At 53.3% G+C, this 11,988-nt stretch carries 7 protein-coding genes; 6 read left to right on the top strand and 1 reads right to left on the bottom strand.

What is annotated here, in order from left to right:
- The first annotated feature begins 453 nt into the window (after positions 1-453).
- The 6 genes from AB1611_08080 to AB1611_08105 all read left to right on the top strand — a co-directional run bounded on the left by AB1611_08080 (position 454) and on the right by AB1611_08105 (position 10,892).
- A complete protein-coding gene (locus AB1611_08080) occupies positions 454-738 on the top strand; it encodes a hypothetical protein (protein MEW6379553.1) in 285 nt (94 codons plus the stop codon).
- Positions 725-1,063, top strand: coding sequence for a hypothetical protein (locus AB1611_08085; GenBank protein ID MEW6379554.1), 339 nt, complete (start codon positions 725-727; stop codon positions 1,061-1,063). Before AB1611_08080 ends, AB1611_08085 begins: the two co-directional genes overlap by 14 nt.
- Before the next feature lie 12 nt (positions 1,064-1,075).
- On the top strand, positions 1,076-9,397 hold the full coding sequence (locus tag AB1611_08090) for a UvrD-helicase domain-containing protein (protein MEW6379555.1): 8,322 nt from the start codon (positions 1,076-1,078) through the stop codon (positions 9,395-9,397).
- Positions 9,398-9,481: 84 nt separating this feature from the next.
- Positions 9,482-10,051 (top strand): Uma2 family endonuclease, encoded by a 570-nt coding sequence (locus AB1611_08095; GenBank protein ID MEW6379556.1) that lies wholly within the window; start codon positions 9,482-9,484, stop codon positions 10,049-10,051.
- A gap of 312 nt (positions 10,052-10,363) precedes the next feature.
- A complete protein-coding gene (locus tag AB1611_08100) occupies positions 10,364-10,711 on the top strand; it encodes an HD domain-containing phosphohydrolase (GenBank protein MEW6379557.1) in 348 nt (115 codons plus the stop codon).
- Between the two features lie 10 nt (positions 10,712-10,721).
- Complete coding sequence (locus AB1611_08105) at positions 10,722-10,892, top strand: hypothetical protein (protein MEW6379558.1); 171 nt, start codon at positions 10,722-10,724, stop codon at positions 10,890-10,892.
- A 20-nt stretch (positions 10,893-10,912) separates the two neighbouring features.
- Here the strand turns inward: AB1611_08105 and AB1611_08110 are convergent.
- Positions 10,913-11,988, bottom strand: a 1,076-nt coding sequence (locus tag AB1611_08110) for a dockerin type I domain-containing protein (protein MEW6379559.1), incomplete at its 5' end; no start/stop codon positions are given.

Here is an 11,988-nt window from a genome sequence, read left to right on the forward strand (position 1 = left end):
GCTCACAGGCAATATACCGGCCTTGACCATCACATTCAGGATAGAATCAAGTCAATACTCTCTCAACTCAAAGAAAACCCCTGCAAAGGATTTTCCCTTTCGGGAGAAAAATATGCTGGATTACGGTGTGTAAAGATCAAGCATAAGGCTGTGGAATATCGTATGGTATAGGATATTTGATGGCACGGTTGAGCTTAATATCTGGAAACTCGTGCCTGATTATATGAGCAAGATGCAGTTCTATCTGGCCCTGCTCCATGATCGATGTTGCTCAAAGAGTTTCTACCAAATTTTAGCCGATAAACCTCTGTAGGTTCCGGCTGGATGCTTGATATACATGACTTCTCCCTTAAACTTCGACTAGAAAAAATGCTCTTGCATGATTACAATAAAACCAGGTGGGGCAGATGACCAGCATACTTAACGTTCATATTTTACTAGGAGGTGCAAACTATGAAGGCAGCCCTGAAAAAACAGCTTGATGAAATGACAGAAGATGAGCTTCAGCATCTTCTCAGGAGAGATTATTTAAGAAGGTTGACCCGGTACAGGATGACGGATGACTTTTACCGGCAAAAATATAATATGGATTTTGAGAGTTTCGAGAAGGCAAATATTGTCCAAAAAGAGAATTACAGCTTTGAGGTTGAATCTGATGCACAAGAGTGGGAACTTGCAGTTGATGGGATACAGACACTGGAAAAGAAGCTGAAGGAACTCTCTGGTGAAAATCAATAATATTATCAAAGAGGCCGGTGATGTAGCTGATAAAAACGATTTTTACCTGATCGAGAGAGACAGGACTGACAACATCATCAATTTAAACCTGGTGATCGATAATGGGCTGTTTATACAAATCTACGCAAATGCTCAAAAAGATAAAGTTAATCTTGCTCTTATTTTTAAAAATCGAAGACTGTATGGCTTTGATTCTGAAGGTGGTAAATATCATTGCCACCCCTTTGATGCTCCTGATCAACACGTATTTGTTGATGAAAGTAAATCAATAAAGGACTTTGTTCAGGAATCGATAAGGTTTTTAGAAGATAAAGAAATGCTTTAGCGGTACGTGGTAATGGCCAAATCTTCCAGCAACTTATCTTACTACCTCTATGGCTTGAGCAAGTATCTGGAAAACCTCCCCATCACGGATGGAAGATCGGCGTCGTTTCTTCAGGACCTTGGCCGCGGGTATTATCGGGAGGCACTGGCAGCCAGTGACTGCTACACCCGGCAATCCTTTGAGAAGCAAAGCCTCAAGCTGAAAGGGTTCGTGCGGCAGGGCAGGGAGGTCTTTGAGCAGGAGGGGCGCTTCTATGAAGCCCTGCTCATGCAATATGGAGGATATCTGCCCCGGCTGCAAGCCAGCCTCCTGGCCGCAGGCGGCCCGCCTTTGATCTTTCTGGATGTTGAAACCAATTGGTATGGGGAAATCAGGGAACTGGCCTTCCTGCACACCCAGGTTCCGGGCATTTATTTTTATGCCTGCTCACCACAAGGGCTGCGCCAGCACAGTGGTTCGAATGATTGCTTAAAGGATTACTTAAAGGGTTGCTTAAAGGATTACTTGAAGGATCGCTTGAAGGATCGCTCGAAGGACAGGCCGCAAGATTGCCGAAAGGATGTCCCTTCGGCCCTTGCCCAGGGCCTTGAAGCCCTGAAAACCGGAATGCTGGCCAATCCTTACTGGGTGGGGCACCAGATCAGGGAGCACGATCTTGGTATCCTTAAAAATCATGGGCTTGACATACCGGATGACCAGGTCATCGATACCCTGGAGCTGTCGGCCATTGCTTATCCTCTCTGGCCGGATCTGCGGCTCCGGTGCCCGCACAGGGCGCTGGAGGATGTTTATCAGACTGTCCGCCTTTTCATCTCGCTGGTCATTCAGCTCAGAGCCAAGCCTGAAATAGTCAGGAACCGCATCCAACGTGAGCTGCCCATCTTCCAGACCCTCTGGGATATCCTGTCGTCATCCGGTCAACTCGGCCCGCCCGGCCTGGCAGGTCACCCCGGCCAGGCTAGCCCTGACGTCCCAGCCGGTCAACCTGCCCAGCCCAGCGGCCCGGAGAGATTGCCGGGAACCGGCAAGGACCTGGCCCCTCTCTATGAGTTGCAGCCGCAAGAGCTGCTCCGGCCAGGGTATGAAGCAGCAGCGATCACCCTTATGCCGGGGAATAATGTGATTATCAAGGATCGCCTTCCTTATTGCTTTACGCAGCACGAAGGGACTGCAAGTGCTGGGACTGAAGGCACAGGAGGGGAAGACGCAGAGCCTGGAAGTGCAGAGGCTGGAAGTGCAGGGGAGGATGAAGGTGCAGGGGCTGAAGGTGAAGGGACTCAAGATGTAGTTCTGGTGGGTTCCGCAGAGCACATCCTGGATGAAGAGAAAACTCTTGCCAGGGTAACATCGGGGCTGGCCGGGGCCTTTCTCTTCTCCTTTTTTGCAGAGTGCAGGAGCAGAAAGGTTCCCTGCTCAGGATACCTTCTCCATCCCATCCCGCACCGGAAATGGTGCCAGGGAAAGCTTCAGTTTATCAGACCGGAGCGCTATCCGCCGGGATTCTGTCTGCACGAGTACGAGCATTACCCGGTATGCCCGGAATGTCCTCCGGAAGGCTCGCAGGATGCCGGGCAAAAGCCCGGTCAAAAGCAAAAGAATAGGCTAGAACCTGGGCACGAGCCTGGAAAAAGTCCCGGTCAGGGTCAAGGGTCCGGGCAAGAGCCCGGCAAAGGGACGCGCAGGGTTTATTTTCTGGAGGAACTGCCCCTTTTGAACCTGACCGAGCAGGAGTTTAAAACCCTCCACTGGCCAGACCGGGCATCTTATTATCTTTCCCGGCTGGAATGGTCTTTCGATTCAGCCGGATGGCCAGCCCGGCTCAGGGAATTCTGGCCTGCTGAGGCGGATGAGGCCAGAAGGCAGCAGAAAAAAAGGATCAATTTTTTGCTCCATCGCGCAAGCCGGAACTGGCTCCGGCTGCCAAAGGCTGAGACCGGAACTTCAAATCAGGCCGGTCAGGCTGCTCAGGCCGGACAGGGCCGGGAGCCGGGCAGAAATTACCTGTGGGAGAGCGGATTTCTCCTCCTGAACGTTCTGACCGGCGAGATTCGCCTCTATCCTCAGCTTGAGTCTTTGCCCTGGCTGGTTGCCATTGATCAGGCTGCCAGCAGTCCGGCTGCTGCCGGAAAGCAGTCGCCGCAGCGGGCTGTCACTACCACCAGGTTTATCAGAGTCATTCCTGATGAGCGGCAGTTTCTTATCTCTCCGGACTCTCCCTATCACCATACCTTTTACTCCACCCTGCTGCTCTGCATTCTTCAGCAGGTACGGAAAGGAAACCGGGTGGTCTTCCTGTACGATCCGGAAAAATGCTCCAGCCGCAATCCCTGGCCGGAAATCATCCGGTCTCTGAAGGCCGGGAAGATACGGGTTAATATGGCACGCAGCAGCGAACAGACCATTTCGGCTGATGGTGCCCACAGCAGCGCACAGGCCGGTCCGTCAGGCATCGGAGGGATAAGTGAGGGGTGGCATAAGCCAAAGGTCAGCCGGAGCGGAATCTTTCGGAACCTGGAGCTGCTTTTCCAGGGGAGACAGGAAGCCTGTTTTTTCCCGGTCACGGCCCTGGCGGAGGTTGTGGAGGCTTTCTCCTTCCATCAAAGAGCCTTTCCGGATGGGAAGCAGATCTGCCGGCAGCGGCCAATCCTGCTGCTCGAATCTCTGCCCTTTCGCATCCCACTCGGTTACAGCCTGTTTGCTTCAGGCGGGAGTGAAGGTATAACCTTGAGCTGCCTTCCTTCTGTGCCCCTCAAGAGCGATGATAGTAACTTCAAGCTACTTACCAAGAAAGCCCCTCACCCCAGCCCTCTCCCCAAAGGGGCGGGGGAGAACAGGTGGCCTCAAAGAGCGGAGGATGAAGATTTTCATCCCACCGGAGAAACTTATCCTGCCGGAGAAACTTGCTCCGCCGGGGATATTCATCCCGCCGAAGATACCCCTATCGGGGATATTCATTCTCTGGAGCTGATTTTTCGGAAGTTTCGTCCCTTCTACCAGAAATTATTTGACGGCCTTGATGCGGTCCACTTCTTCGACTACCGGATCCCGGATATCGAGACCAGTCGATGGCCCATGCCGCCTGCGCAGAAGGATGATGGGGATGTGCGGGAAAAGGTCAATCAGCTCTTTAACCCCAGGGGCTGGGAGGAGCAGCAGGAGGCCGACCGGGAGAGGGATATTGACCTTTTGCTTCGGCATGTTTTCTTTCGGGAGGGGGAATTTTCCCAGGAGCAGTATGAAAAGACGCAGAAAAAGAATGTGGATGAATTTTTCGATTCAAAAGACAGCCGTCACCGGCTGATCACCCTTCCCACTGGAGGAGGAAAGTCACTGATCTTTCAACTGCCGGCCATTATCCGGACCGCCTGTTCCGGCAGGCTGGTAGTGATCATTTCACCACTCAAGGCCCTGATCCAGGAGCAGTCGTTCAAGCTGTGCTCCCTGGGGATGTTCGATTTTGTTGCAGGATTTCACCAGGACCTCGACCGGGAAGAGGTTGACCTGCTCTACCGCCAGATTCAGGACGGCACGCTGCGCATTGTCTACGTGACACCGGAGCGGTTTCGCTCCCCTGCCTTCCGCAAGGTTTTACAGCGCAGGGCAGCGCTGGATAGCGGGCTTGAGTTTGTGGTTTTCGATGAAGTCCACTGCGTTGCGGACTGGGGATATCATTTCCGTCCGGATTATCTGTGCTGCTATCAGGACCTTTTGCTTCATGAGATTTATGGCCGGGTTCAGGGCTTTCTCTTCTCAGCCACAATCACCGAAACAAACCTGCGCCTTCTGGTCGAAAAAGTCCGGCCTTTGGAATCTGAAGATCAGGGAATCACAGGAAATCAAGTGATCAGGGATGTCAATCCGGAAAACCGGGTACCCTTGCGGCCGGAAATTGAAAAGTATATTTTCCCCGTTGGCAGGGCTCTGGCGGATAAAGGGCAGGGCAGGGAGGCAGAAGGGGAGGGGAGCAGCCAGAATGCGCCGGAGAGCATTCATAGCCCCGGACTGCCGAATGGTTCAGACATTGAGCACCCCTCCCACCTGAATCCATCCCACAAGCTCATGGCAGTGCCCGGCCTCAAACTGATGACAATGCCCGCCAGGGCATCGGAAATTCAGGCTGAGCGGCTTTCGGCTATCAGGAAAATCATTGAAGACAATCTGGACTCCCGGTCGTTTCGGGCGCTTATCTTTTACCAGTCCCAGACCGGCACCGAGGAACTGGCAGAGGCGCTCAATGAAGCCCTGATTAAAGACCGGCAGGGCAGGCTCGTTCATTTCGACTGCTTTCATGCCGGAATACCGGTGGAGGAGCGGGAGATGATCTATCGCCGTTTTGCCGGGGGAGAGATTCAGGCACTGGTGGCTACCCGGGCTTTCGGCATGGGCATGGATATACCAAATATTTCGCTGGTCATTCATTACCAGCGACCGCAGACCCTGGAGGAGTATCTCCAGGAGATAGGGCGGGCAGCCAGGCAGCGGAGCCGGTTTTCCACACCTGCCCGTGCCTATGTACTCCTTGCACCTGACGGCATCGAGGGGAGTGGGAGTGAGGGAATCGCGCAGCAGCAGGATGCGGCCTCTGTGCCGGATCTGACCAGGGAGGCGGTGCTGAATATCCGCTCCGAGCTGATGGAGCAGGTTTTCAAGAAGGGGACGCTTCGGGAAGCCACCTTTTCCCTGCAATTTCATGGTCTGGAATTCCGGTTCGATGAGCGCCTGGCCGGTATATCCAAATTTTCTTTCGCTCCGCAAAAAAGGAGAAAGGAGGCCATAGTCCGAAGCGCTCTCTATTGGCTGTCCCAATACGAGGCGGGAATCTTCGAGTGGGGCGAATACCGGCTGTACGGCCTTGAAGTGGACCTGATCGGCGAGCCTGCGCTGTTTCCTTCCGATAAGCCCTGGCAGAAAGAATTGCACAAAACCGCACGGGCGGTTTTCTCTCTTCAGGAGATGATCCGGCAGTACGATGGGGATGAGCGGGCCTGCTACCTGGATATCCTCCACTTCCAGAGGGAGGGAGCAATCGCCATCTCACACCGCAGCATTCAGCCGACATCCTTTGTCCTGCCTGGCCGGTCGGAAAAAGGCAATCCGTGTGCGCCGGATGCCAACCCGGCAATGGACTGCCGGGAAGCACCTGATGACCGGTCATGTTTTTTCCCGCTGTTCTTCCCCCTGGAGCTGAGCCTGGCCCTGTTTGAAAAAATCCGGCAAAAATACCTGGGCAGAGAGCCTCTCATTCTCTGGCCAGACCTGGTGGCCTGGATTGCTGCCCTGATCCGTGAGTACCGGCCGCGGGAAAAACTCTTTTTCTCTGAAGATGACCGGAAACGGATCTGGGGAGGCACGGAGCCGTCGGCAGAGCTTGAGGAACTCTATCGAAGCGGCTTTTTCCAAAAGCTGCCGGATGGGGCAGATAGTGCGGATGACAACTGCCTGTATGAGCTTGATCTTTATCACCTTTCAGAAGACCAGTCAACAGCCAACTACCCCTGCCTCGAAGCGTGGATGGAAAAACACCGCATAAAGATGCTGCATGACCTGGTCAAAAAATCGCGCAGGATCGGCCATCTTTTCCGCTTCTGGCAAAAGCACAAGATCATGGCTTACCGGATGGAAAATCCGGTGAAGGAGAAAAACCTTGCCTTCCGTATCCTGGAGATAAACCCGAAACACCGCCTGGACCAGGACGTTGCACTGGCTCAGGAGATTTACCGCTATCTGCACCGCTCCTGCCAGGCTGAAAGCCGCATGTCCCATGATACTATGGATCATGCAGGCAGATCGAAGCCGGAAGCCTTCGGCCTTCTTGGCATCTATGAGCGTTTCCATCGGGACCACTCCCTGGAAGAGATGCGGCGGGCACTCATCCTGCTGAAAGTCATGGGATATATCCATTACTTCGAACAGGAGGAGGAAATCGGCTACCGGCTGGTCCGCCGGGCTTTTGATCGATGGAACGAGAGTGCTCTTGACAGAATCAGGGAAATCAGCCAACTGGCTAAAGTAAAAGAGTTTTTGACCAGGATATTCTTCACCGCCCTGGCCGCTGGGGACCGGGAGCTGGCTGACCAGTTGATTGTCGATTATTTTACCTGCCCCCATTCCGGCAGCTCACCCGGATTCTCTGCCCGCACGCTGGCTCTGCTGCAAAAGCCGGAATACGATCAGGTGCGGCTTCGGATTCAGGGATATTTTGCCGAAGAAAAGCTGAAAGGCTACCTTGAGGCCAAAGACCGGGAACTTGACGATGACCAGAAGGAACTGGTGGAAACCTTCAGCCGGGGAGAATCGCTGATTGTCAGGGCCGGACCTGGTGCCGGAAAAACCAGGACCCTGATCTACGCCGTTCTGGACCTTCTGATCAGGAAAGGTGTTCCTCCGGAACACATTCTGCTTCTCTCCTACACCCGCAGGGCAGTGGTGGAGCTGCACCGGCGTATCCGGGCCTATCAGCCGCAATTCGATCTTTTGAACGACTGGCAGAAGCTGAATATCGATACCTTTCATGGATTTGCCCGGAAAATCCTGGGACCGGAAGAACGGGCCAGGATCAGGGAGGAGATCAGGGACCGGAAGGGGAGGGGAGGAGAGAGCGGCCAGACAGAGCTGTTTCACCAAAAGTGCCTGGAGCGGGCAGCCGGGCTTTTCTCAGCCCGGCATTACCACTACCTTCTGATCGATGAATTCCAGGACGTTCTGGCTGAGCGGCTGGAATTTATCAAAACCATTATCAGGACTTCTCACCGGGAAAACCTGAAAGTCTTCCTGGTTGGAGATCCCCTGCAGGATATCTTCCACTACCAGTGTCCGCAGGAAGAACAATCGAGCTTCGACCTGATCGAGACATACCTGGCCGGGCAATCCATTGCCCATGCTGAAAGAGAGCTGACCAGAAACTATCGCAGCTCCGGCAGCCTCTGCCGGTTCTTCGACGAGTATGTGGCGGATAACTATGCGCCTTTGCGGAGAATCCATCGTCCTGCCGGTATTTGGAAAAATCAGGCTGATGGGTCCGGGGAATCCGGGGAGTTCAATGATCTTGCGGGAGGAATAATCCGGAAGATAGCCCTGGTCAACGCCCCTGATGCCCCTGGCAGGGAAAACCGCACAGCCAGGTATTATCAGGCCATGTATCAGCAGATTGCCGAAGACATTACCCGCTGCTGTACCGCTGCCCGCACTGCCCATACGGCTGGGGACCTGCCGGTCTCCCGAAATCTGTCCATTGCCATTCTTGGCCGGAACAATCAGGAAGTTGAGGCAGCGTTCCATCACCTTTACCGGATACTGTCTCCGCTTGGCCGATGTCTTCCTCTGAACGAGAATTTTCCTCTCTGGCGAAGGTGGGACGTCTTTGAGGCTATCCAGCATCTGGCCGGGAAGGAGCGGCAAGGTCTACGGGTTGAGGCAGATGTCATCCAGGCAGCTTTTAACCGCTTCCGGGACCTTGGGATGGTCCCCGGCTATATCGGATCATACCGGAATTGGGAGCCCCTGGCCATCTGGGTCTATCTCAATGGCCAGGAAAAGGGATTTGCCCATATCCTGATCCGGCAGGAACAGGAGGAGGAAGAGAACGGGGAGTACAGGCTGCTTTTCGGACACTCCGGGTCCGGTGGAGGGTATGATGGCTGGAGACAAGCCGGTGTACAGGGGCAGGTCGATATCCGTGAGCTGGAGGATTATCTGATCGAGGAGGCACCTTTGCGGAGAGAGGAAATTGCCGGTGGAGAGGGCGGCATCGAGGTGATCTTTTCAACGGTACACAAGGTCAAGGGCCTTGAATTTGACGCGGTCTATCTTCTTCCCTTTGGCATGCCCCCCAGGAAGAGCAAAGAAGGGGAGGAAAAGAATATCGGTTATGTGGGCATCACCCGTGCAAGGGAGCGGGTTATCCGCTACCTCCCGATCATCCTCCCGGTCAGGGAGGGAAATCGAGCCTCTCAAGTGTGCAAAAATCAGGGGATGATGCCGGTTGTCCTGTCCTTTCCGGGCCGGGAGCTTATCTCGCGGGAGTTTGGCCTGCGGTTTGATGCCTGGCGGGAAGGAGGAATAAGACCAAAGGTCGATGAACCGCTCAAGATCAGCCGGACGGGCGAGCTTTTCCTTGACGGGCACAAGTCGTCGATAGTAATCGGCAAAATCAACCCGAATTGTCTCAAGGGCTGCGGGTCCGGCCCGTGGGCATACCGGATCAGGGAATTATATGTGCGGTTTTATTCGGAAGAGGATCCGGCCTACTGGATGGGATACACCGAATTCCTGAAAGATAAGGTAAATCAAGGGGCTTATTTTCTGCTGCCTGTTTTGGAAAGGGTTCAGGAATGAATCTTGACTGTTACCCGATGATACTGCTATAAATGAAATAACTTTTGGCAGGATTTAAGAATAAGAATTTTTAAGGTGAGCACAATGAACCTTCATTCGATAAAGCACGACAATCGGCTTAAGCTCAGTTATCAGGATTATGTTTCGTTTCCTTCCGATGGCAAGAGGCATGAAATTGTCGATGGAGAACACCATATGGCTCCTTCACCGGAAATAAGGCATCAGGATATCTCGAGAAATCTGGCCTTGATCATAGCATCCTACCTCAAGGAAAATAATCTTGGCAAACTGCTGTATGCGCCGTGTGATGTCATTTTATCCAACTGGGATATCGTGGTTCCTGATCTGATCTTCATTTCCAGGGAAAACGAGAAGGTTATCACCAGGAAAAATATCAGGGGCGTACCTGATCTGGTAGTGGAGATTATCTCGCCGGCCAGCAGGAAATATGATCTTGGCATGAAGAAGAAACTTTATGAGCGCTTCGGGGTAAAAGAGTACTGGATCATTGATCCCGAGAAAGAAAGAGTAGAGGTCTATACCCTGGTTAACCAGAGATTTCTGGAACCCGAAGTTTATAATCGTGATCAAGTCATGGGTTCTTCCTTTTTCCCCGGCCTCAGAATAAACCTTACCGAGATTTTTTCATGTTAGTCCTTGCACATTTCCGGTCCTGGAAGGGGCTGATAACCGTGTCCTGCCGTGGCACAAGCCCCCCCTCCTGATCTGCCTGATTCCGCCATCTCAATCGATGAAGCAGGTATTCAGGCCGATGCCTTTCATTCCCTGTGCCGATAATTTCATCAGAATAACAAGGAGAGTATACTATAAAATCCGCGAGATAATTGAAGATGCCTATAAAAATGCGCTCAAGGGAAAGCCCATTAACTGGGATGAAATTTTCAGGGCTGCTGACAGCGCAACTGAAAGTGTTTTCAGGAACAAGGATGCTTTTTTTAAGTTAAGGTGCGGATCCCGGAAAAAATTGTCAATAAACCCGGACGATTAACGGATGAAGAATTTGCGGTTATCAAAAAGCATCCTGAATATTCACAGGAGATACTCACAAAATCTCTTCATATCCGCTGGGATTCCATCCATCTTGCTTATGAACACCACGAACGCTTTGACGGCAGCGGCTATCCGCTCAGGCTGAAGGGGCTGAGGATAAACCAGTTTGCCCTGATAGCAGCTATTGCCGATGTTTTCGATGCCATAACCAGTGACCGGCCATACCGGAAGGCCATGCCGATGTTGCCATGTCCAAGATGCTGGAATGGGGTGAAAAAGACTTTTCCCCCTCCTACCTGTTAAAATTTATCCAATGTATGGGCATCTATCCGATTACCGGCGATTGAAAGAGCCCCGGATTATCGATTTGGCATCGGAACAATATTATAAGATCAATATATGCAGGCAGCCTGCTGCCGAAGGGAATCCGGGGCGAAAAGAGAAAAACCCGGCTCCGGGAGAACTGGAGCCGGGTCAGGATTAAACCATGGGGTGAAGAAACGCCTAGTCAAGGCAGGAAGGCTGCTCCAGGAATCTGTTGAACAGGCAGAGCGCATCCTGCGGTGTAATCTGGCCGTCGTGGTTGACATCGGCGCAGCCTGAGCAGGCGCCGCTTTCAAGGTAGCACCGGAAGACCATCAGGGCATCGGCCGGAGTAAGCGCGCCATCTCCGTTGACATCGCCGTCGCAGGTCTCCAGGTATCCTTCGGCCAGGGATTCATTGACATGGACTACGGCCTCATTGGTGTGTTCATAGGTGTAGCCTGCGGTGATCGGGCGGGTTTTTTCGGCCACTTCAGCCTGGGAGGCAATGGTAGTGCCAGCCGGGACATAGACATGGTCCGGGATTTCCACCCCCACGATGGTGCAGCCGGGCTCGACCACGCTGTGGGAACCTACCCTGGCATTGAAGATCAGAGACTGCATGGCGATGAAGGTATCATGACCGATATAGGCCGGGCCGTGAATCTGCACCTGGTGAGCCAGCGAGACCCGCTCGCCGATGTAGACCGAGTAGCCGCTGCCGTCACTCACTCTCTGCCCCTCGGCATTGAACTGCCGTCCTGCCTTGAATTCCCACTCGCCATGCTCTGACAGTTCCTCGGTCTCAAGACCATGCAGTATCACGCCATCCTGAATATTGGCCGCCTCACCCACAAAGATGGGCTGGCCTTCATCACCCCGCACCGATGCGGCAGGAGAGACCATAATGTGACCCTCCAGGGTAACATTGCCGATCACTGAGGCCAGGGGATGAACAAAGGTTGTTCCGGCAATATGCGGAGAGGAAACCTTCCGGCTGAAATCCGTGGATACGTTGGAGGCGATATGGCCGATGGTGTCATCCATAGCCAGGTATCCTTCGGCCAGGGATTCATTGACATGGACTACGGCCTCATTGGTGTGTTCATAGGTGTAGCCTGCGGTGATCGGGCGGGTTTTTTCGGCCACCTCAGCCTGGGAGGCAATGGTAGTGCCAGCCGGGACATAGACATGGTCCGGGATTTCCACCCCCACGATGGTGCAGCCGGGCTCGACCACGCTGTGGGAACCTACCCTGGCATTGAAGATCAGAGACT

The sequence above is a fragment of the bacterium genome, from assembly GCA_040755755.1.
Taxonomy (GTDB): domain Bacteria; phylum SZUA-182; class SZUA-182; order DTGQ01; family DTGQ01; genus DTGQ01.